This is a genomic window from Haloarcula sp. K1, from assembly GCF_001647155.1.
GTDB classification, from domain to species: Archaea; Halobacteriota; Halobacteria; order Halobacteriales; family Haloarculaceae; genus Haloarcula; species Haloarcula hispanica.
In genome coordinates, this window is record NZ_LRHL01000043.1 from 262,501 (window position 1) to 281,824 (window position 19,324).

A 19,324-nucleotide genomic window follows, 5' to 3' on the forward strand; every position below is an offset into this window, starting at 1 on the left:
CGTACTTGATTCTCTACCGGCCTCGATTGACCAGCGCTGCAACGCGCCGGACGACACAGCGCGGCGTCACCCTGACCAGCCGGTCGATAAGCCGCATCGACCGCCGCGGAATCACGACTGTCTCGCCAGCGGCGGCCCCTTCGTAGGCCGCCGTTGCGACTGCTTCGGGCGTATTCGAGGCGACAGACCCAACCATCGAGTCCGCCATCCCGGCTCGTTCCTGAAACTCTGTGTCGACCGGGCCGGGACAGACGACCGTCACATCGACCGGAGTCTCACGGAGTTCCTCGGCCAACGCCTCGCTGAAGCTGTTGATGTACGCTTTGCTCGCGTAGTAGCCAGCGAGATTCGGTCCCGGCTGGAACCCGGCGACTGAACCCACGTTGATAACCGCGCCGCCGTCGTCGAACTCGTCGAGGAATAGCCGCGTCAGTTCGACCGGGAGCATGACGTTCAGCCGCAACTGCGTCCGCTCGGCGTCGAGATCGCTTTCCGCGAACGGGCCGTAGGTCCCCACGCCGACGTTGTTGACGAGGACACCGATGTCCAGCTCGCGGTCCAGCACCTCCTCGTACAGGGCTTCGGCGGCCGCCGCGTGGTCGAGGTCCATTACAATCGGTGTCGCCGTGACGCCCCTCGTTTCGAGGGCCGCGGCCAGCCGCTCCAGTTTCCGCTCGCTCCGGGCGACCAGCACCACGTCGTGCCCGCGTGCGGCGAACTCCTGTGCCAGCGATTTGCCGATGCCCGCCGACGCACCGGTTATCAGGGCGGTGCCGCCGGTCCCGACGACCGGCACGTCGCTACCGCTCACCGTACCACTCCGCGACCGGTGTCGCTTCGGGTTCCAGCGCCGTCGGTCCCTCGTCGCTGGAACTTCCGAGGGATGGGCCCCATCCCTCGACGGACGGTTCGCTACCGCTCACCGTACCACTCCGCGAACTTCGCCAACGCCCGGCCGCGGTGGGAGATCGCGTTCTTCTGCTCGGTGCTCATCTCCGCGAACGTCGTTCCGTCGTGCTCGAAGATCGGGTCGAAGCCGAACCCGCCCTCGCCGCGCGGCGCGACGATTTCACCGTTCACGCGCCCCTCGAACAGCTTTACCGGGACTGTCTCGCTGCTCCTCCCCGCGCTCCCGTCATGGACCTGTTCGTCCGTCGTCGCCGCGCCGCGGTCGTCGGCCGCTAGGTCCTGTCCGCGCCGGTCCTCGCGGTCGATCCCGCCCGGATCAGGCGTCGCCTCGAACCCTTCGCCGTCGCAGTAGGCGATGACCGTCTTGAACGCCGCGCCGCGGTCGTCCTCCGGCTCGGTCATGCGCCAGACGCGCTCTACGCCGACGGTGTCCTCGACGTAGGAGGAGTACGGCCCGGGGAACCCGTCGAAGGCGTCGATGAACAGTCCTGCGTCGTCGACGATGACCGGTCCGTCAGCCGCTCGGTAGGCCGCCCGCGCCCCCTCGGCCGCGACCGTTTTCAGGTCGTCTGCCTGGACTTCCGGGTAATCGAAGTCGAACTGTTCGACCTCGTCGTCGAGATACTCGGTCGCCTCCCGGACCTTCCCGGGGTTGGTCGTGACAAAATTGAGCATACCGGCACACAGCGACCGGCGATAAAAGAGCCGTCGAAACTCCGCAACCGCCCAACCAATCCGTCTCAGTCGACGACGACTTCGACAGGTTCGTCCTCGCTCTCGGATTCGAACTCCTCGCTGCTGCCGCCGCGTTCGAGATACAGCATCACGCCGGCGACCGCCAGCACGACCCACGAGCGCCAGTTCGCCAGGTTCAGCGTGTAGCCGATGCCGAACGGCTTCTCCACCAGCATGTCATCGCCCGGCTTCCAATAGGCCGACACCAACCGCTTGAGGCTCGGTCGTTCGAAGTTGTACGGCACGCCGAACAACGTTCCCGACTGGGGTTTTTCTGCCATACCGATTCCTATTCGGGCCGAGGTTAAACCATTTGTCCACCACCTTTTTCGACGGGGGCATCGCGCTCGCTCCCGGCGAGCGCTCAACCCCCGTCCAAAAACGTCCTCAGAAGTCGGAGACTTCTGATGGGCTGCACAAGAGCTTCGCTCTTGTGAACGTGGGCGAAAAAGGCGCGAATCGCGGAGCGATTCGCGTGAAACCGCGGCCGAAGGCCGCGGTATGCTTGCTCCGCCGACCGCAACTCAGCACCGCCCTTGGTTCCTATCCTACTGATACCGGCCCCGACCCTCGATGTCGTCGAGGCTGGCGAACACCGTGTCGGCGTGGTCGCTCTCGGTCCGGTAGGCGTCCTCGGCAGCCGACAGCAGCGTCTCGGGATCGTCCGCGGTCCCGGCGAGCGACTGGGCGAGGACGTGGAGGTCCATCGCGTGGTCCTCGGCCTCCTGCGTGTAGTAGCCGAGGCCGAAGTCGATCAGGAACGTCTGGTCCCCCTGTCCGTCCCAGCTGCCGACCCGGACGTTTCGCGTCGTCGGGTCTCCGTGGACGAAGCCGGCGTCGTGGATGCGAGCGAGCCATCGGCCCACGTCTGTAACGCGTGACTCGGACAGCCCCTCGCGCAGGTCAGCATCGCCCACGCGCTGGAAAACGATACGAGATTCCTGCGGGTCCACGTCACGGACAAGCGGCGTCGGGACGCCGTTGCGCCGGGCTTCGCTGGTGAGTCGGGCCTCCTGTCTGGTGCGTTCGATTCGCAGGCGCTCGTCGAGCGTCGGATGGCGGTAGCTGCGGGGCACGCGCTCCTTGATGACGCGATCACCGTCGAAGCGGACGGTCGCCTCCGCGCCCTGGACTTCGTCGTCCGCCGCCCGATAGCTGTCCACCGACTCTTCGGTCCCGCGCCAGGTGACGGTCACCTCGTCGGGCCGGAAGTTCGAGTCAATCTGTGAGTCTTCGATAGCGATGGTGTCGCCGGCCGCGTACATCTTCGCGCCGAGTATGGCTATCATCCCCGCGTTGTCCCGCAGGAAGCGATTTTCGGGGGCGTAAAACGTTGCGCCGCGTTGCTCGCACATCTCGCCGAGCATCCGCTGGAGACGGTCGTTCTGGCCGACGCCGCCGCCAAGCACCAGCTCGTCAGCGCCGGTCAGCGACAGCGCCCGCTCGGAGACTTCCGTCAGCATCGCGAAGATGGTCTCCTCCATCCCGCGGCAGACATCGTCGACCGGAACGCCGTCGTCGACGGCCTGCTTGGCGGCGCTCATGATGCCCGAGAACGAGAAGTCCATCCCCTTGACGACGTAGGGCAGTTCGTGGTACTCGCCGTCGCGGGCGTGCTGTTCGACCTTCGGCCCGCCCGGGTGCGACCAGCCGATGTGTCGCGTGAACTTGTCGATAGCGTTGCCGACGCCGGTGTCCATCGTCTCGCCCAGCACGCGGTACCGGCCGTTGCGGTAGCCCAGGATGTGGGCGTTCGCGCCGGAGGCGTTCAGACACACCGGCGAATCGAAGCCCGAGCGATGGCGGCCCACTTCGAGGTGGGCGACCATGTGGTTCACGCTGACCAGCGGCACGTCGAACCGTTGGGCGACCGCCCGAGCGGCTGTGGCGACGATGCGAAGACAGGGGCCGAGTCCCGGGCCACGAGCGAAGGCGACGGCGTCAATCGGCGCGCTGTCGTCTCCGTCCCCGTTCGTACCGCCAGCGGCCGCCCGCTCGTGTGCGTGCTCGATGGCCGTCTCGACGACGGTCGGGATGGCTTCGCCCATGTGCTCGGCGGCCTCGCGCGGGTGGATGCCGCCGCTGTCTGGCGCGTATGCGTCCGTCTCGATGAAAACGTGGTCGTCGTCAGTTACCTGCGCTGGGTCCGGCGTCTCGAACACCGAAGCACTGGCTGCCCAGGCGGTACCTTCGATACCCAGAATACGCATCGGGCGGCCTTACTTCCACTCGGTGTAGCCGCACTTGCCGCAGTGCTGGCGGTCCTCGTGCTCGGCGAGGACGGTGTCACCGCACCGGGGACAGGTCTCGCGGTCGAGTTCGCCGTCGTCGCTGTAGTACTCGTTGTGTGGCATCTATGCTTCCTCCGCTTCCTCTTCGCCGTCGGCGACGATCTTGTTGCGTTCGAGCATGTGGTCCTGCTCGACGTCGCGAGCGTACTCGGGGTTGTCGTAGACCTTCGCGTAGCCGACCGTCTTCCGCATGCCGAACTTGGTGTCGAGCTTGTGGATGACGACTTCTTCGGCATCCTTGTTCAGCGTGGCCGCAAGAGAGTCGCGGACAGAGAGACGGGAGGGGGTGGCTTCGTCGTGGACGACCTCGAACCGGACGTCCGTGCGGTGCAACATGGGATTCTCGTCTTCTTCGATGATGTCGATATCCATGGTTCGTTGTCCGTATCTACCCGCCGAAGCGCGTAAAAGGATTTCGAAGCGGTTGACGCCGCCTCGGCGGCTGAGCGTCCGCGATTCCGTGTCACCGAGCCGTACCGTGATTCGGCGAGGAACGGGAACGCGCTGTAGCGGCACGCTCCGACCGTTACAGTCCTGATAAAGCGATAGCGGCTGGACGCCGACCCTTACTGCTCGCCCAGCTGTGCGAGGAGGTGTGAGAGATGAATTCGCTCGTTGGCCGCGTCGACGAGCGCCATATCCGTCTCCCCGGCCATGGTGTGAATTTCGGCCAGTCGATCGCCGGAGTAGCGTGACCGGGCCACCGCCAGTATGTCGTCGAGGATGTCGGACGCGCCATACCCCTCGTCGACGAGCAGGTCGTCGAGCGTCGACCGCGCGTCGGTAAAGCGCCCGTCTTCGGCCGCGTCGATCATCTGCTCGACCTGGTCGTCGGCTTCGACGGCGTTCAGCGTCTCGAACGCGGCGTCCATCGTCACCTCGCCCTCGGCTTCGGCGGTCGTCTGGGCGGCCAGCACTGCTGTCCGGAGGTCACCCTCAGCGTAGCCGGCGACGTACTCGATGCCGTCGTCGTCGTGGTCGACGCCCTCCGCGGTGACGATGTCCTCCAGTACGGACGCCGTCTCCTCGTGAGTCGGTTCGCGCATCACGACCGGGAAACACCGCGAGCGGATCGGCGGGATAACGGCCGAGGGCTGGCGCGTCGCGATGACGAACTGCGTCGCCTCGTAGTACTGCTCCATCACCCGACGGAGCGCCTGCTGGAAGTCTTCGCGCATCCCCTCGGCGTTGTCCAGCAGAATGGTCTTGTAGCTGCCCGACACCGGCGAGTAGCTGGCGGACTCCTTGAGGACGTGGTTGATGAGGTCGGCCTTCGAGGATTCGCGGCGGCGTTTACTATCGATGAACGACGCGAACCGCGGATCGTTCGAGACCTCTTTTTTCGTCATGTCGAACACGTCCGCCATGTTGAGTTCCGTGAAGTCCGCGTCGGGGTTCTCGTGGACCTCCCGGGCAAAGGCTCGGACAGCGGCCGTCTTCCCGCTCCCTTTCGGCCCGTGGACCAGGAGGTTCATCGGCTCCTCGATGGCTCCTTGCAGGTGTTCGCGGGCCTTCGGCTGGCGGATATCCGACAACTCCGGGGCGTGTGTCTCCGTCCACAGCGGCGCGTCCATCTGTTGGCACTGGGTATGCCCGGCCCCGACAAGTATCCCGCGGTCCGCGGGCTCACGCTATCCGCTGGTACCAATGGTGCAATCGCGGCGCGTTCAGTGACGCCGCTCACGACCGCAACCCAATAGCGACCGACACACCGGCACCGGTGGTCCCCGGCCCTCGCTTACGAGAGCAGACTGTCCGCGACTGGCTGCCATCCACATTCCACGCACTCGAACTCCGCGTCGGCTGTTTTTATCACCGGCTCATGGCATTGCTTACATTCCAGTAGGGGATTGTGGGGCCGAGTGGCTGGTCGAGGCATGCGTTAACATATTACATGTTATTCTCATATAACCATTCATTCTACGTACCTAGAACCATGCCGCTACGACCGGCGGAGTTCGAACCGCACGCTGTTTGCGAGGCTCGATCTCCGACTGTGGTTGGAGTTCATGGATTGCTCGCAGCAAAACCCGCCGGCCGGGAGTGAGCGAACGCGACGCGTTCGCGAACATCGGGCGGCAAACGACCGCAGGGAGTGCGCCGGCCGGGAATTGAACCCGATTGCGAGACTCACTCCGTTCGCCTCGCGTGATTCAATTCCCTGTGGACTGCATTTACTGCTCGCGAATTGTTCGCATCAAAATGCGCCGGCCGGGAATTGAACCCGATTGCGAGACTCACTCCGTTCGCCTCGCGTGATTCAATTCCCGTGGACTGCATTTGCTGCTCGCGACTTGCTCGCAGCAAAATGCGCCGGCCGGGAATTGAACCCGGGCTATTGCCTTGGGAAGGCAATGTCCTACCACTGGACCACCGGCGCTCGTTGCACTCGCGCCGAGCATTGCGGTTCCGTTGGAACCGCATAACACCGGCGCGCATCGTTCACTACGTTCACTCGCGCGCCGAGGCTCGCAAATCCGTCGGATTTGCTCACCACCGGCGCACTTCGGTAGACTGCAGGTCGGTCGGACCTGCGAACCCCGTATCGAACTGTCAACAGCGACCGCACTTGAACGTAGCGTTTCGACTGGACGGTCGTCCGAAAATATCGCGCCGATGGATGGGTATTAGTTCCGCCCGGCCAACTAGTAGATATGGCAACAGCGGACTCCGTCGTACGGGCCAACGACCCGATCGACCTGACGTTCTCCGAGGCTGAACTGGACGCCCACCGCGACCATATCACGTCGTTCATCGAGGACCAGGTCGACGCTGCCGGTGTCGACACCGTGGTGCTGGGGCTCTCTGGCGGCATCGACAGCACACTCGTCTCACACCTGGCTGTCGAGGCGCTTGGCCGCGACGCTGTCCACGGCCTCGTGATGCCCAGCGAGGTCAACCGCGCGGACAACATGAGTGACGCCGAGCGCGTGGCCAACGACCTGCTCGGCATCGAGTACGACGTTATCGAAATCAACCCGCTGGTCGACGCATTCCTCGACGCCTATCCCGACGCCGAGGGCGACCAGCTCGCCGTCGGCAATCTCCGGGTTCGCTGTCGGGCGGTGCTGAACTATCTCGTCGGTAACCACGAGCAGGCGCTGGTCCTGGGCACCGGGAACCGGAGCGAAGCACTGGTCGGCTACTACACGAAGTACGGCGACGGCGCGGTCGACTGCCATCCTATCGCGGCGCTGTACAAACAGCAGGTCCGGCAGCTGGCGAAACACGTCGGCGTCCCGGACGACCTCGCCGAAAAGACCGCCAGCGCCGAGATGTGGGCCGGCCAGACCGACGCCGACGAGATGGGGATGGACTACGACACGCTCGACTCTATCCTCGCCCTGCATATCGACGGCGGCGTCCCGGCGGCTGCGACGGCCGACCGGCTTGGTGTCCCGCTCGATGTCGTCGAGACTGTCCGCGAGATGTACGAATCGAGCGCCCACAAGCGGGCGATGCCGCCGGGTGCGGACCCGCTGTACTGAGGCCTGTTCCTTCGACTTAGTCGTTAACGGACCGGGTTCTCCGGGCCGCGACCCAGATACTCCGAGAGGAACGCGTGGACGGTCTCGGCGTCGTAGCTGTCCATCGTTAGCTCGTGCCGCCACGCCGTCACGACGTAGGTCGCCCGCGGGTCGTCGTTGGGGTTCGGAACAGCGATGACGCTCCGCCAGGTGCCGGTGTGGGTGCTGGAGAACTCCCGAAGGCTCTCTCTGGCTTCTGGGGAAATTGAATCGGGGTCGTAGTAGACGATGACCGCGCCGTGTTCGAGCGTGTGGACGAGCGAACCGAGCAGCGGCGTCGCCTCGTAGAAGCCTGCATCGACTGTCGAAGCGTAGTGCGTCCCGGAGAGTGGCGGGACCCGCTGGTAGTCGATAGCACTGCCTTCTTCGACGTGGGTGGTCCCTCTGTCCGGGAACTGCTTGACGCCGGCCAGTCGGTCGCTGTCGCCGGTGTCGTCCAGTGACGACGCTTCGACCCCGGAGGCCTCGACTGCCGACAGCGGCTGTGCGCCCGCCGTCCCGACGAGGTCCGCGTTGCTGCCGCCGTCGCTGCCACTCAGCTGAGTCGCGTACACTGTGAGTCCGATAGCGAACACCACGACGATGCCGATGATGAGTGGACCCATCGGAAGGGTCCCGTCGTCCTCGCCCTCAGTGTGTTCCTCGACGCGCCGATGGTCGATAGCCCCCAGTTCGCCGTCGTGGGCGTCGGCGAGATGGTCAAGGTAGGCGTCGTCGCCGTCGAACGATTCCCCGCAGTACTCACAGTCGACCATTGGCGGTCCGTATGCGAGGCGTCGTCTTGTACCCTTTCCTACTCAGTCTTCGCGTTGAGGTCGGCGAAGGCCTGCTGCTCGCGGCGCTCCTGTGTTTCCCTGTCTGCATCGTCTCGCATCCGTGCTTTCAGCACTCGAAGCGCGTCCGCGTCGACGGCTGCTATCTCTTCAGCGACAGCCCGAGGCTCCGCAGTCACCCGTGAGACCAGCCCCATCTGCAGCGCCGTCTCGGCGTCAAGCGTTCGGCCAGAGAGCGCGATGTCGAGCGCGTCGCCGGTCCCGACGATGTCGGGGAGCCGCGCTGTCCCGCCCCAGGCCCCGAACAGGCCGAGTTTGACCCCCGTTTCCGCGAAGGTCGCGCCGGGCGTCGCCACCCGGATATCGCAGGCCAGCGCCAGTTCGACGCCGCCGCCCCGCGCCGCGCCGTCGATACCGGCGACGACGGCCCCGTCGTAGGATTCGAGCGTCCGAGCGACCCGCTGACCCAGCGCCGCGAACGCCTCGGCGCTCTCCGAATCGAGGGCCTTGACCTCGTCGAGGTCCGCGCCGGCGCAGAACGCCTCGCCAGCGCCGTGGAGATACAGCACTGGCTCGGTCGCTGACTCGACTGCTGTTTCGAGGTCACGTAGCGCCATGCTGGTGAGCGCGTTGCGCTGGTCGGGCCGGTCGAGCGTCAGGGTCCGGATACCATCGCCGCTCGTGGTCTGTACCATGCCTGCTGTGACTCTGCGGTTTCCAAAGGTCTTTGCCCTTCCCGTCGCTAGACCCTCATAATGGAGGAAGTGGCGGCAGTTCGCCGAGCGGCGTTGGCGGCAGTCGACGATGTCGAGCCTGACCGGCTTCACGAGCGGATCGCCGCTCGCCTGGACGACGCGTCGCTTGCGCCCGGCGTCCTGGCGCTCGTCAGCGCGGGCGCAACCAGCGACCCACCGGTCGACCTGGCCGACGGCGTCGCCGACCGAGCCGCCGGCGTTCAACTCATCTACGAGGGACTTTCGCTCACTCGCCAACTGGCCCACGACGACCCTTGGGTCAACGGCGACCGCGACGCGGCCGACCTGGATATCCTCATCGCGGACATCCTCGTCTCGCGTGGCTTCTACCTGCTCGCCAGGACCGAGGCCGCCGACGCCGCCGTCTCCGTCGTCCGTTCGTTCGGCCACGACCAGACAGTCCGTCAGACGACCAACGACGACAGTCTCGACGCCGCGCTCGAAACTGACATTCTGGAACTCGCCGTGGTCGCCGGCGTCACCGCCGCCGGCATCCGACCCACACCGACGCTCCGCGAGTACGCGACTGAACTGGCCGTTGACGGCCTCCCGTCGAACGCCAAATTGCTCGGTGAGGAGGTTGCCGACGCGCTCCGGGCCCGCGCGGGGGCCGAACAGCCATCCGGCGACGGGACCGAGGCCGCCGCCGACCACTGATACTAATCGACACACCGGCCCTGAATCGAAACGACTTTAGACAATTGCCGGATACACATTGATGCGTGCCTGGGTAGCTTAGCGGTAAAGCGCGTCCTTGGTAAGGACGAGACCCCGGATTCAAATTCCGGCCTAGGCTTTTTCCAAGCGACTGACCCAGAGCGCCAGCGATGGGTCCGGAGCGCGTGAAACGCCGGATCCGGAATTTGAATCCCTGCCAGTCGCAGCGCCGACCAGCGTGAGGGCGACCGTCCTGCTCCGGTTCACATTCCGGCAGAGGCTTTCTACAACGAATTAACTGTCCAGAGCGACGGACTCCGTGATCAGGTGAGGCAATAGTGGCAGTTGCAAGCCCGAAATTGTACCGAAGCGTGGAATCCCGAAACCTTCAGTTCTGCTGACTGCTTGCAAAGGGATATACCGCTGTAGGCCCAACATTGCATGTGGGTACCACACACGACGAGACGGCAGAGGCGGTATCGCAAGCCGAGAACGGCCGCGCCATGGGGCCCGCCGCGCTGGCGTCCGTCGCGTCCGTTGCCCTGGCGCTGTACTTCTACTACGTCTGCGGCGACAAACAGCGGGGTCAGTTCATCGGTCTCTGGCCTGCGACCATCCTCGGACTCGCCGCGTATCTCAGACTCGGCGAAATCAAACGGCTTCTCCGAGAGGGCGCTGACTGAACAGGAACTGACGCCGGATTCCGCCGTGGTATCGAGTTACAACCAGCCGTCCGACCAGCCACCACCATCGACACATGCGCTCAACCCTCGCCCAGACCATCACACGCCTTGACCTTGACACCCGAATCCAGTACGGACTGATGCTCCTCTTCGGAGGACTCTGCCTGCTAGCGGCGGCCGCCCCGCTTGGCCCCCTCACGAAGGCCGTCGTCGTCTCCGCGCTGTTCGGATTCACCGGCGGGCTCTGGGTGTCACACCTCGTGCAGATCATTCAACGGGCCGCGGAAACGGCACAGCCCGAGGCCGAGCAATGACTGAAGATGTCACCGAGGACTCGCCACAGACATCCGGCTTCCTCGCCGGGCTCGAGTTTCTCACCGGTGAGGACCCCAGCGCAGGCTCGTTCCTGCTGGTCGTTGGGATGGTCACCTGCGTCTTCATCGCCGCGTTCCAGTTCATGCTGACCCCCCCGATTTCGACACTGCTTACGGGGCTCGTTCTGGTCATCGCCGTTATCAGCTTCATACTGGGCGCGGTGCTGGATATGCTCAATTACTTCGACACGCCGCGGAGCCCGTCACATTGAGCCTGGCGCACGGAAGCCATCCCGCTAACACCGCCCTCTAGTGGCAGTTCCTGTCGGCTACCGCTGCGGTTCTTCTGCGAGCGCCGTTTCCCGTAGTCGCTTGCATGCCTCGCTTTCGGCCGTCAGTTCGGGCACAGGCGTGGGCGTGCCGTCGTCGACGGCGACGAAGGTGGCGTAGGCGCTCGTCGTCTCCTCCGTTTCGCCCGTGTGGGGGTCCTCGCGGGCGACTTCGATGCGAACCCGGACGCTGGTTCGGCCCGTCGCGTAGGCGTATGACTCGATGAGTGCGGTGTCACCGATGGGTATCGGGCGCTCGAAGTCGACGCGAGACATCTGCGCGGTCACGCAGGACTCTCTGGCGGCCCGCATGGCCGACATCGCCCCGATTTCGTCCATCCACTTCATCACGATGCCCCCGTGGGCACTGTTGTAGTTGTTAGCGTGGGTCGGCTGGACGCGCTCACGGTTGACGATATGGGTATCGGCGATAGTCGGCATACCGTCTCGTAGAGCGTGTCCCGGGAAAACGGTGTGGTGCGCGGCTGACGGGATTCAGCAGTGACGGCGTGCATTCATACTGGTGCCGTGGCTCGCAACCGCCAGACAAACAGCTCCGGTGCCGGACTTATCCGGTGAACTGGTGGTATTCGAGGCCTTTGTGTTTCATCTCGTTGTGCTTGCGTTCGAGGAACGAGTAGACGGAGCCATGCGGTGCACCGTCCAGAATCATCTCGGCGGCCTCCCGGACGGCGTCGACCTGCTCCGGGCCGCCGATGATGCCCAGCGTCGAGCCGTAAATGACCACGGCCGCGCCGGAGAGTTCCTGCATGAGTTCCCGCGTCCGGCCGCCCTCACCGATGAGACGGCCCTTCTGGCGGCGGAAGTCGTTCTTGTTGCGGGAGGCGGCCTCGATGTCGATGAGTTCGAACATCATCATGTCGTCCTCAAGCAGTGCCAGCGCGTCGTCGGGCGCGAACCCGCGGCCGATGGCCTTCACGATGTCGGGGCCTTTCAGCGCCGTCACGGGGTCGCCGACGGACTCGACTTTCACCGTGCCGTCCTCGGAATCGATATCCAACCGGACCTCTGCGCGCTCCTCGATTTCGCGCATGGTCTCACCTCCCTCGCCGATCAGCACACCGATACGGTCCTGCGGAATCTTCACGTGTTGCATAAGTATACTACCCCGTAGGAGGTTCTGCCTGTTTAAAACTTCGGCAGTCGCGTGACTGACAAGTGCCGGGCGGCCGTCCGCCGGCAGAACCCGCTTCAGTCCAGAAACTCGACGCCGGTGATTTCGAACCGCGCGCCGCCCGTGTCGCTGTCGGTGACGAGGATGTCCCAGCCGTGTGCGCCCGCGATGGTCCGGACGATCGAGAGCCCGTAGCCGCTGCCGTCTTCGGCAGTCGTGAAGCCGTGGTCGAACACGTCGTCTTTGATGTCTACCGGGATGCCGGGGCCGTCGTCCTCGACGTAGAAGCCGTGGTCCAGCGGGCCGACGCGGACGATAACGGCGCCGTCGCCGTGTCGGATGCTGTTCTGAAAGAGGTTCTCGAACAGTTCGATGAGACGGTCGGCGTCGGCGCTCACCGAGCCAACATGGTCGTAGTGGAGCGTGGCTCGTTCGGTTGTGCCGCCGGCCCCTTCCCAAGCGGTGTCGACAACGTCCTTGACGTTCGTCGTTTCCGGGTCGGTGACGACGTTGCCCTGCTTGGCGACAGAGAGCAAATCGTCGACGAGGCGGGCCATCCTGTCGCTCGTCTCTTCGAGCGCGTCGAGGTGTTCCTCGTCACCGGTTTCGCGGGCCAGATCCACTCGTGAGGAGATGACACTGAGTGGGCTCCGCAGATCGTGGGCGAGGATATCCGTGAACTCCTTGAGCCGGTCGTTCTGGCGTTCGAGCATCTTGTCGTACTGGTGTTTCTCGGTCGTGTCCTGGCTGACTGCGACGAACCCCTCGGGGTCCCCATCCCCGAGCGGCGAGAGCGAGAGTGTCGCCCAGAACACCGTCTTATCAGCCTGCCGGTGCCAGTGCTGTGTCTCTATGGGGCCGTCTGCCGCCTCGGTCAGCAGTGCGTCAACGGTCGTCTCCATTTCTTCGGGGTCGGCAAACAGCATGTCGACGTGGTGGCCGACCGTCGCGTCCCGGTCGTAGCCGTACAGCGTCGCTGCCGGGTCGGGCCAGGTCGTGATGGTGCCACTAGCATCGAGCATGAACACCGCATGCGAGGACAGTCCTTCGATGAGGCGCTCAGACACCGAGTCGTCGTCGCGCGCTGACTGCTGATCCGAGCTGTCTGTAGTGTCCATCAGCCGCACCTACCCTGGACAGGCCAGCGATAGTTCACACGGAACAGGGACCACTGTGACAGGTAAGCCATATAGATGTATACAGTAACTAACATATTACGCACTGTGGTTTTCACAGCAAACGCGAGTTGTTATGAACCGGGTAACAGCGGCGCTGTCGGTCGGTTCGTGTGTGAGAACCTGCAGACATGACTGGCAATGGCGACCACTCACTCCTCGTCACGACGGTCCGCCGGCGTCCCCTGCGGGACAGCGTCGTCGTCGCTCCCCGGGGCGGTATCGTCCTTGTCTTTCGGGGTCGCGTACTCCCGGACGTACGCGAGCAGATCCTCGGGGGTGGCGTCGACGCCCTGTCTGGCGAAGAAGTTCGCGACGTTGCGGCAGTCCCGTTCGAGGAAATCGTCGGCGTTGGGGTGGTGGATGGTCACTGCCTGCCCCAGGTCGATGATGTACAGTTGGCCCTCGTGGAAGACGATGTTGTACTCCGAGAGGTCGCCGTGGACGAGGCCGGCGTCGTACAGCCGCCGGGTGTACTCCTTGACGACCTCGTAGGCCGTCTCCGGGTTCTCGATGTGGACCTCGCTGAGACGTTTGCTGCGGCCCTCCTCGGTCCCCAGATACTCCATCACGAGGACGTTCCGCTCGACGGCGATGGGCTCCGGCGTCCGAACGCCGGCCCGCCGTGCGCGCTTGAGGTTCGACGACTCCTTGCGGACCCACGCGGTGACAACCTTCTTTTTGTCCGAGCCGATGCCCTCGAATCGGGGGTCGCCGTCGAGATAGCTCCGCATGTCCTTGAAATCGGAGGCGTTGATGCGGTACACCTTGACGGCGACCTCTGTATCGCCGGACAGCGCTGTGTAGACGTTGGCCTCTTTGCCGGTCGAGATCGGCCCGCCGAAAGCGTCGATGTGGCCGTCCTGAACGAGCTTGTACAGCGCGCCGTAGGTGGCGTCGTCGAAGACGCTGGCCTCGACTTTGAATTGGTCGGCGTCCTTGATGCGCTCGCGGAACTCGCTGAACTCGCGGTCCCGCTTGCGGGCGATGCGGTCGGCTTCCGTGTCGGAGACGTCGACCTCTTCCCACTCGTCGCCCGGTGAGTCGACGTCGTCCGTATCGAGCAGGCCGAACTGCCCCTCGGTCACGCTTTTGCCTCCGTCGAGCCCGCAGCCAGATACATATCAGGCTACTCCTGAATGTGGCCCTCCTCGCGCAGTTGGTCGGCGTCCTGTTTCTCATAGCGCCATGTGATGTCGGCTTTCTCGTCTTGCCAGTCCCAGGGTTCGACGAGGACCACGTCGTCTTCGCGTATCCAGATCCGCTTTTGCATCTTGCCCGGAATCCGGGCTGTGCGTTCGACGCCGTCCATACAGCGTACCTTGACGCGGTTCGCGCCAAGCATGTCCATGACGACGGCGAACACCTCGTCTTCTTCCGGCATCCGCAGGTTCTTTCTGCTGTCGTTGTCGCTCATAGACGGTACTTCGACGGGGAGAGGTTTAAGGTTTGGAAAAGTTGGACCGAGAACCCGGTCCGTGGCCCCCGTGACGGTGTGGGACAGACGCTGGGGCCGTAGAAAAGCGATGTCGTCGCGTCAGTCAGCGCCGAGACAGCCGACCCACGAGCAGTCGGTACAGGTTTCGATGCCTTTCGCCGTCGTCGTCTCCCCGCGACAGCGCGGGCAGATGGAGCCGATCTCCGGCGGCTGGACGGACTTACTCATCGGTGATGATGTCCGCCGACAGCCCCTGTGCCATCTCGATGTCCTTGGAGTTGTTCAGCGTCCAGGCGGTGCGCTCGGTGACGGCCTCGATGACCTCGCGGCCGCTCGGGAGGCCGTTGCCGGACTTCTTGACGCCGCCGAATGGCAGGTGGACCTCCGCGCCGATACACGGGAGGTTGCCGTAGGCGAGGCCGATTTCGGCTTCGTCGCGGAACTGGTTGATCTGGCGGTAGTCCTCGGAGATGATGGCCCCGGCGAGGCCGTAGTCGACGCTGTTGTGCATCTCCAGTGCGCGGTCGAAGTCACCCGAGTACTCAAGCAGCGCGACGTGGGGACCGAACACTTCCTCGTTGATACAGCGCAGGTCCTCGTCGTAGTCGATCTCGTAGACGAACGGGCCGACCCAGTGGCCCTCCTCGTGACCCTCGGGAATCTCTTCGGCACCGAGGTCGGCGCGGTCGACGAGCACGTTCGCGCCCTCCTCGCGAGCGAGGTCGTTGTAGCGTTTGAACTTCTCGACCTGGTCTCGCTCGATGAGCGGCCCCATGAAGGTGTCTTCCTCCAGCGGGTCGCCGACGGCGATGTCCGCGGCGATGTCGACGAACCGCTCCTTGAATTCGTCATAGAGGTCCTCGTGGACGATGAGCCGCTCCGAGGAGACACAGCGCTGGCCGGTCGTCTTGAAGCTGGACATCACGGCCGAGTGGACGGCGATATCGAGATCGGCTTCCTCCGTGACGATGACGGCGTTCTTTCCGCCCATCTCGCAGGCGGCGATCTTGCCGGGTTCGCCGCCGACCTTGGAGGCGATTTTGTGGCCGACTTCGGCGCTGCCCGTAAAGAGGACCGTCTCGACGCGGTCGTCCTCGACGATGGCGTTGCCGGCGTCGCCGTAGCCCTGCACGAGGTTGAACACGCCGTCCGGGATGCCCGAGTCCTCGAACATCTCGGCGATGATGTGGGCACACCACGGGGTCTGCTCGGCGGGCTTCCAGACGACGGTGTTGCCCTCGACCAGCGTCACTGCGAGGTGCCAGAACGGGATTGCGACCGGGAAGTTCCACGGGGTGATACAGCCGACGACCCCCTTCGGCTTGCGCCGCATATAGGCGTCCTTGCTGGCGATCTCGGACGGTACCACGTCGCCGTGGGGGTGGCGGGCGTTGCCGGCGGCCCACTCGACCATGTGCCAGGACTCGGTCACGTCGGCCAGCCCCTCGCTGATCTCCTTGCCACACTCCATGGTGACGATTTCGCCGAGTTCCTCGTGGCGGTCACGCAGCTCGTGGTAGATGTCCCAGAGGTACTCTGCGCGGTCGATGTGCGAGAGCGAGCGCCACTCGTCGTAGGCGTCTTCTGCCGCGGCCAGCGCGCGGTCGACGTCGGCCTCGGTTCCGCGGTGGAACGAGGCGAGCGCCTCGCCGGTAGCCGGGTTCTGACTTGTGAACGTTTCCTCGCCGGTGCCTGTCGTCCATTCACCGTCGATGTAGTGTCGCCGTGAGTCGTCTGTACTCATGGTAGGTACTGTACGCGTCCCCCACCAATATGTTCCACCGTCCATGGTCAGGGGTCGGCAATAACCTGATATATCCTCTACAATCCGGCATTATCTCCCATGGTCGGTGTTCCCCTTATGAACCGCACCTTTATCTGCGTCCATATCGTGACTGTCTTTAGCACCCCTTCATACGGAGGGCGCCCAGTATGAGTGAAGCACAATCAGAACACGGGGGACTCCAGCTCACCCTGAGCATCTGGCATCCTGACTGCTGGACCCTCGAAGTCACCGATCAGACCGCGGCTGGCCTGTTGGCTCACGGCGTGTACAACACCCAGAACGGCAGCGTGAAGGGCCTGTTCACGGCGTACGCAGACAGTATTAACGACGTCGAGGATCTCATCGACGCGACCCGTGATTCGTCGCTGACCGACTCCGTGCTGGAGTTACGCGAGCGCCACGGCGCGACTGGCACGTCCTCGTCGCCGGGGAACACGACCCGCGAGCTGTTCGTCGAGTACGACCCGGACAACACCATTAGCGACAGCCTTCTCTCGCGGGGGTTCATCCACAACGACCCGGTTCGCGTCCGCCACGGCCGCGAGCACTGGCCGGTGTTTTTCCCGGACTCCCGCGACGAGGCCGAGTCGCTCCTCGACGAGATCCGCGAGGAACAGTCGGCCGATATCGAAGTGACTCGAATCACGTCCGCCGGCGGCGGCAATCCGCAGCAACTCCGGCGGATGGACAGACTCTCGGACAGCCAGCGCGAGGCGTTCGAACTCGCCAGACAGGAGGACTACTACGCGTGGCCGCGGGGCATCTCGACGCGCGAACTCGCGTCGAAACTCGGCGTTTCGAAGACGACGCTGCTCGAACATCTCCGGAAAGCAGAAGCGAAACTACTCGACCCGGACCAGTAAGTTAGCTCAGAACGGCCCGAACAGCGAACAGCGCGTTCTCTTTGCGTTCACGGACGCGCCGGTAGAAGTAGGAGAACCACTTGTCGCCGTAGGGGATATACTGCCACATCGGGACGCCCTCCGCGGCGAGGTCGCGCTGGGCGTCGTCGCGGACGCCCATTAGCATCTGCACTTCGTAGTCAGTGCCGTACTCGTCGTGGAGGTCCTTCGCGTAGTCTATCATCGCCGGATCGTGGCTACCGACGCCGATACCGCCATCGAACTCCTCGAACATCAGTTCGAGACAGTCGCGGTAGGCTTCGTTGACGCGCTCTTTTTTCTTGTAGGAGACACTCTCCGGCTCGGAGTAGGCCCCCTTGACCAGCCGGACCTTCCCGGGAAGAGGAGCGAGCCGTTCGAGGTCCTCGGGCGTCCGCTTGAGGTTTGCCTGTGTACAGACGCCGACGCCGCCCTCGTGGTCCGTGACGAGTCGTTCGTACGCGTCGAGGGTCACATCGGTCGTCGTGTAATCCTCCATGTCGACCCAGACGAAGACGCCGTGGTCGTCGCCCGCCGCAACGATCCGTTCGAGGTTCTCGACGAACACGTCGTCCCCAACGTCGAGGCCGATCTGCGAGGGCTTGACCGAGATAGCGCAGTCGAGGCCGCTCCTGTCGATTTCTTTGACTAACTCGGTGTACTGGTCTGCGTCCTCGTCGGCGGGCTGGCGCTCATCGTAGTGTTCGCCTAACAGATTTAGGATGCCCTTGACGCCGTCGTCGTTGAGCGAAGCGACGTGGTCGAGCGCCCCCGGGGCTGTCTCCCCGGCGACGAAGTTATTCGCTATCGGCGGAATCATTATCGAAACTACGCCACTATATGAGCCTAAACGCACCCCCTACCAAAAAAGTCCTCTTCCATGGCCTGAAATTAAGTGAGTGTGAAACTGCCGAGCGTATCGTCGTCGTCCCGGTAAAACGTGTGATCGCCCGTGATATGCGCTGTACCCGAAACGACCGGGCTGGTCACGGTGACACCGTCGTCGACGTTTGTCTCGCTGATATACCCCTCGAACGCCGACCCCACCGGGCCGGTCACTTCGATACGCTCGCCAACAGCGAGGTCACCGTCGACGTGGTGAAGCGTCAACCGCGCACACGTCCCCGTCCCACAGGGAGAGCGGTCGATAGATCCGTCGGCGAACACCACACAGCTCCGGTCGCTGTCGCTGCCGGCGGTGAGTTCAATTGCGGAAACGGTCACCGGCGCACCGGTGATTGGGTCGTCGGGTGCGACGTCGTTGACTGCTCGGCGGAGTGCCAGTGCGGGCTCGATACACTGCGTGGCTTCCTCGCCGTCGAGCGTGACGCCCAGGCTCTCAGCGTCGACGACGGCGAAGTAGTTCCCGGAATAGACGATACGAGCCTCGACCGGGACACCGTCCTGTTCGACGGAGACCGTCTCACAGACGTAACTGTCGACGTTCTCGAACGCGACGCGGCGGACGACGCCGTCAGCTATCTCGACCGTCACGTCGACCAGCCCGGCCGGGGTTTCGACGGTCAGTTCCCGCGTTTCGGGGAGTTCGCCCCGTTCGACGAGTGCGGTCACGACCCCGATGAGGCCGTGGCCACACATGTCCAGATAGCCGTCAGTGTCCATGAAAAAGACTCCGAGGTCGGCCCGGTCGGTGGGCACCGGGACCGCCCCGAACATATCCGCGTGTCCGCGGGGCTCCTGCATGAGGAGTTTTCGGACGCCGTCTGCTGTGGCTGCGAACCGGTCGCGTCTCTCCCGGACGGTCTCTCCGGCGAGTGTGTCGGCCTCGATGCCGTCGAGTACGATGCGCGTCGGCTCTCCGCCCGTATGCGTGTCTACCGTGATAAACTCCGTTCGTTCCATAGCCGTAGCGATACTCTATGCGGGAAAGGCGTTCCAGAAGTATTAATTGACGGCTTTCCGTACGCCGTCCAGA

At 64.2% G+C, this 19,324-nt stretch carries 25 protein-coding genes and 2 tRNA genes; 7 read left to right on the forward strand and 20 right to left on the reverse strand.

The window, feature by feature from the left end; genetic code table 11:
* Positions 1-13: 13 nt before the first annotated feature.
* The 9 genes from AV929_RS14770 to AV929_RS14805 all read right to left on the reverse strand — a co-directional run bounded on the left by AV929_RS14770 (position 14) and on the right by AV929_RS14805 (position 6,315).
* Complete coding sequence (locus AV929_RS14770; protein WP_014041542.1) at positions 14-811, reverse strand: SDR family oxidoreductase; 798 nt, start codon at positions 809-811, stop codon at positions 14-16.
* A complete protein-coding gene (locus tag AV929_RS22815) occupies positions 801-923 on the reverse strand; it encodes a hypothetical protein (protein ID WP_255355555.1) in 123 nt (40 codons plus the stop codon). The genes AV929_RS14770 and AV929_RS22815 overlap by 11 nt, the downstream gene beginning before the upstream one ends.
* Positions 913-1,584 carry a non-canonical purine NTP pyrophosphatase gene (locus AV929_RS14775; protein WP_064288612.1) on the reverse strand — a complete coding sequence of 224 codons (672 nt, stop codon included), beginning with the start codon at positions 1,582-1,584 and terminating at the stop codon, positions 913-915. Before AV929_RS14775 ends, AV929_RS22815 begins: the two co-directional genes overlap by 11 nt.
* Positions 1,585-1,649: 65 nt before the next feature.
* Positions 1,650-1,925, reverse strand: a complete 276-nt coding sequence (locus AV929_RS14780; protein ID WP_004590574.1) for a DUF5808 domain-containing protein — start codon at positions 1,923-1,925, stop codon at positions 1,650-1,652.
* A gap of 267 nt (positions 1,926-2,192) precedes the next feature.
* A complete protein-coding gene (locus AV929_RS14785) occupies positions 2,193-3,854 on the reverse strand; it encodes a bifunctional N(6)-L-threonylcarbamoyladenine synthase/serine/threonine protein kinase (protein WP_064288613.1) in 1,662 nt (553 codons plus the stop codon).
* A 9-nt stretch (positions 3,855-3,863) separates the two neighbouring features.
* Complete coding sequence (locus tag AV929_RS14790; RefSeq protein WP_004590578.1) at positions 3,864-3,998, reverse strand: 30S ribosomal protein S27ae; 135 nt, start codon at positions 3,996-3,998, stop codon at positions 3,864-3,866.
* Complete coding sequence (locus tag AV929_RS14795; RefSeq protein ID WP_004516108.1) at positions 3,999-4,307, reverse strand: 30S ribosomal protein S24e; 309 nt, start codon at positions 4,305-4,307, stop codon at positions 3,999-4,001. It abuts the gene before it with no gap.
* A 194-nt stretch (positions 4,308-4,501) separates the two neighbouring features.
* Positions 4,502-5,509 carry an AAA family ATPase gene (locus tag AV929_RS14800; protein WP_064288614.1) on the reverse strand — a complete coding sequence of 336 codons (1,008 nt, stop codon included), beginning with the start codon at positions 5,507-5,509 and terminating at the stop codon, positions 4,502-4,504.
* Positions 5,510-6,244: 735 nt separating this feature from the next.
* Positions 6,245-6,315 (reverse strand) — tRNA-Gly (locus AV929_RS14805).
* A gap of 274 nt (positions 6,316-6,589) precedes the next feature.
* Between AV929_RS14805 and AV929_RS14810 the strand changes: the two genes are divergently transcribed.
* Positions 6,590-7,423, forward strand: coding sequence for an NAD+ synthase (locus AV929_RS14810; protein WP_050037185.1), 834 nt, complete (start codon positions 6,590-6,592; stop codon positions 7,421-7,423).
* A gap of 23 nt (positions 7,424-7,446) precedes the next feature.
* Here AV929_RS14810 and AV929_RS14815 read toward each other — a convergent pair whose 3' ends face one another.
* Together AV929_RS14815 and AV929_RS14820 are read right to left on the reverse strand one after the other, a co-directional pair.
* Entirely contained in the window at positions 7,447-8,217 is a 771-nt protein-coding gene (locus tag AV929_RS14815; RefSeq protein WP_064288615.1) for a DUF3105 domain-containing protein, read from the reverse strand.
* A 38-nt stretch (positions 8,218-8,255) separates the two neighbouring features.
* On the reverse strand, positions 8,256-8,930 hold the full coding sequence (locus AV929_RS14820; protein WP_064288616.1) for an enoyl-CoA hydratase/isomerase family protein: 675 nt from the start codon (positions 8,928-8,930) through the stop codon (positions 8,256-8,258).
* A gap of 60 nt (positions 8,931-8,990) precedes the next feature.
* On the opposite strand from AV929_RS14820, the gene AV929_RS14825 reads away from it, so the two are divergent.
* The 5 genes from AV929_RS14825 to AV929_RS14845 all read left to right on the forward strand — a co-directional run bounded on the left by AV929_RS14825 (position 8,991) and on the right by AV929_RS14845 (position 10,916).
* Entirely contained in the window at positions 8,991-9,647 is a 657-nt protein-coding gene (locus tag AV929_RS14825; protein ID WP_014041535.1) for a hypothetical protein, read from the forward strand.
* 67 nt (positions 9,648-9,714) lie between these two features.
* Positions 9,715-9,786, forward strand: a tRNA-Thr gene (locus tag AV929_RS14830).
* A 304-nt stretch (positions 9,787-10,090) separates the two neighbouring features.
* On the forward strand, positions 10,091-10,330 hold the full coding sequence (locus AV929_RS14835; protein WP_230458902.1) for a hypothetical protein: 240 nt from the start codon (positions 10,091-10,093) through the stop codon (positions 10,328-10,330).
* 74 nt (positions 10,331-10,404) lie between these two features.
* Positions 10,405-10,644 carry a hypothetical protein gene (locus tag AV929_RS14840; RefSeq protein WP_023843445.1) on the forward strand — a complete coding sequence of 80 codons (240 nt, stop codon included), beginning with the start codon at positions 10,405-10,407 and terminating at the stop codon, positions 10,642-10,644.
* Complete coding sequence (locus AV929_RS14845; RefSeq protein WP_014041532.1) at positions 10,641-10,916, forward strand: hypothetical protein; 276 nt, start codon at positions 10,641-10,643, stop codon at positions 10,914-10,916. The genes AV929_RS14840 and AV929_RS14845 overlap by 4 nt, the downstream gene beginning before the upstream one ends.
* A gap of 57 nt (positions 10,917-10,973) precedes the next feature.
* On the opposite strand, the gene AV929_RS14850 is transcribed toward AV929_RS14845, so the two are convergent.
* The 7 genes from AV929_RS14850 to AV929_RS14875 all read right to left on the reverse strand — a co-directional run bounded on the left by AV929_RS14850 (position 10,974) and on the right by AV929_RS14875 (position 16,465).
* Positions 10,974-11,414, reverse strand: coding sequence for an acyl-CoA thioesterase (locus AV929_RS14850; RefSeq protein WP_014041531.1), 441 nt, complete (start codon positions 11,412-11,414; stop codon positions 10,974-10,976).
* A 127-nt stretch (positions 11,415-11,541) separates the two neighbouring features.
* Positions 11,542-12,090 (reverse strand): KH domain-containing protein, encoded by a 549-nt coding sequence (locus AV929_RS14855; RefSeq protein WP_004590591.1) that lies wholly within the window; start codon positions 12,088-12,090, stop codon positions 11,542-11,544.
* A gap of 95 nt (positions 12,091-12,185) precedes the next feature.
* Positions 12,186-13,226 (reverse strand): PAS domain-containing sensor histidine kinase, encoded by a 1,041-nt coding sequence (locus AV929_RS14860; protein WP_044952056.1) that lies wholly within the window; start codon positions 13,224-13,226, stop codon positions 12,186-12,188.
* A 209-nt stretch (positions 13,227-13,435) separates the two neighbouring features.
* Entirely contained in the window at positions 13,436-14,371 is a 936-nt protein-coding gene (gene rio1, locus AV929_RS14865; protein ID WP_014041528.1) for a serine/threonine-protein kinase Rio1, read from the reverse strand.
* A gap of 41 nt (positions 14,372-14,412) precedes the next feature.
* Positions 14,413-14,700 (reverse strand): translation initiation factor eIF-1A, encoded by a 288-nt coding sequence (gene eif1A, locus AV929_RS14870; RefSeq protein ID WP_004516096.1) that lies wholly within the window; start codon positions 14,698-14,700, stop codon positions 14,413-14,415.
* 120 nt (positions 14,701-14,820) lie between these two features.
* Complete coding sequence (locus AV929_RS22820) at positions 14,821-14,949, reverse strand: hypothetical protein (RefSeq protein ID WP_023843444.1); 129 nt, start codon at positions 14,947-14,949, stop codon at positions 14,821-14,823.
* Positions 14,942-16,465, reverse strand: coding sequence for an aldehyde dehydrogenase family protein (locus tag AV929_RS14875; RefSeq protein ID WP_064288617.1), 1,524 nt, complete (start codon positions 16,463-16,465; stop codon positions 14,942-14,944). The genes AV929_RS22820 and AV929_RS14875 overlap by 8 nt, the downstream gene beginning before the upstream one ends.
* A gap of 188 nt (positions 16,466-16,653) precedes the next feature.
* Between AV929_RS14875 and AV929_RS14880 the strand changes: the two genes are divergently transcribed.
* Complete coding sequence (locus tag AV929_RS14880; RefSeq protein ID WP_014041526.1) at positions 16,654-17,370, forward strand: helix-turn-helix domain-containing protein; 717 nt, start codon at positions 16,654-16,656, stop codon at positions 17,368-17,370.
* A gap of 1 nt (position 17,371) precedes the next feature.
* Here AV929_RS14880 and AV929_RS14885 read toward each other — a convergent pair whose 3' ends face one another.
* Entirely contained in the window at positions 17,372-18,208 is an 837-nt protein-coding gene (locus tag AV929_RS14885; RefSeq protein ID WP_064288618.1) for a proline dehydrogenase family protein, read from the reverse strand.
* A 71-nt stretch (positions 18,209-18,279) separates the two neighbouring features.
* Entirely contained in the window at positions 18,280-19,251 is a 972-nt protein-coding gene (locus AV929_RS14890) for a proline racemase family protein (RefSeq protein ID WP_064288619.1), read from the reverse strand.
* Positions 19,252-19,324: the final 73 nt, after the last annotated feature.

What these genes read in the sequence shown, in the direction of transcription:
- AV929_RS14800 (WP_064288614.1), bottom strand. Translation starts at nt 5,509, where the DNA reads ATGGACGCGCCGCTGTGGACGGAGACACACGCCCCGGAGTTGTCGGAT.
- eif1A (WP_004516096.1), bottom strand. Translation starts at nt 14,700, where the DNA reads ATGAGCGACAACGACAGCAGAAAGAACCTGCGGATGCCGGAAGAAGAC.
- AV929_RS14890 (WP_064288619.1), bottom strand. Translation starts at nt 19,251, where the DNA reads ATGGAACGAACGGAGTTTATCACGGTAGACACGCATACGGGCGGAGAG.
- AV929_RS14845 (WP_014041532.1), top strand. Translation starts at nt 10,641, where the DNA reads ATGACTGAAGATGTCACCGAGGACTCGCCACAGACATCCGGCTTCCTC.
- AV929_RS14780 (WP_004590574.1), bottom strand. Translation starts at nt 1,925, where the DNA reads ATGGCAGAAAAACCCCAGTCGGGAACGTTGTTCGGCGTGCCGTACAAC.
- AV929_RS14850 (WP_014041531.1), bottom strand. Translation starts at nt 11,414, where the DNA reads ATGCCGACTATCGCCGATACCCATATCGTCAACCGTGAGCGCGTCCAG.
- AV929_RS14880 (WP_014041526.1), top strand. Translation starts at nt 16,654, where the DNA reads ATGAGTGAAGCACAATCAGAACACGGGGGACTCCAGCTCACCCTGAGC.
- AV929_RS14825 (WP_014041535.1), top strand. Translation starts at nt 8,991, where the DNA reads ATGGAGGAAGTGGCGGCAGTTCGCCGAGCGGCGTTGGCGGCAGTCGAC.
- AV929_RS14795 (WP_004516108.1), bottom strand. Translation starts at nt 4,307, where the DNA reads ATGGATATCGACATCATCGAAGAAGACGAGAATCCCATGTTGCACCGC.
- AV929_RS14785 (WP_064288613.1), bottom strand. Translation starts at nt 3,854, where the DNA reads ATGCGTATTCTGGGTATCGAAGGTACCGCCTGGGCAGCCAGTGCTTCG.
- AV929_RS14775 (WP_064288612.1), bottom strand. Translation starts at nt 1,584, where the DNA reads ATGCTCAATTTTGTCACGACCAACCCCGGGAAGGTCCGGGAGGCGACC.
- AV929_RS14820 (WP_064288616.1), bottom strand. Translation starts at nt 8,930, where the DNA reads ATGGTACAGACCACGAGCGGCGATGGTATCCGGACCCTGACGCTCGAC.
- AV929_RS14815 (WP_064288615.1), bottom strand. Translation starts at nt 8,217, where the DNA reads ATGGTCGACTGTGAGTACTGCGGGGAATCGTTCGACGGCGACGACGCC.
- AV929_RS14840 (WP_023843445.1), top strand. Translation starts at nt 10,405, where the DNA reads ATGCGCTCAACCCTCGCCCAGACCATCACACGCCTTGACCTTGACACC.
- AV929_RS14860 (WP_044952056.1), bottom strand. Translation starts at nt 13,226, where the DNA reads ATGGACACTACAGACAGCTCGGATCAGCAGTCAGCGCGCGACGACGAC.
- AV929_RS14875 (WP_064288617.1), bottom strand. Translation starts at nt 16,465, where the DNA reads ATGAGTACAGACGACTCACGGCGACACTACATCGACGGTGAATGGACG.
- AV929_RS14855 (WP_004590591.1), bottom strand. Translation starts at nt 12,090, where the DNA reads ATGCAACACGTGAAGATTCCGCAGGACCGTATCGGTGTGCTGATCGGC.
- AV929_RS14790 (WP_004590578.1), bottom strand. Translation starts at nt 3,998, where the DNA reads ATGCCACACAACGAGTACTACAGCGACGACGGCGAACTCGACCGCGAG.
- AV929_RS14810 (WP_050037185.1), top strand. Translation starts at nt 6,590, where the DNA reads ATGGCAACAGCGGACTCCGTCGTACGGGCCAACGACCCGATCGACCTG.
- AV929_RS14885 (WP_064288618.1), bottom strand. Translation starts at nt 18,208, where the DNA reads ATGATTCCGCCGATAGCGAATAACTTCGTCGCCGGGGAGACAGCCCCG.
- AV929_RS22820 (WP_023843444.1), bottom strand. Translation starts at nt 14,949, where the DNA reads ATGAGTAAGTCCGTCCAGCCGCCGGAGATCGGCTCCATCTGCCCGCGC.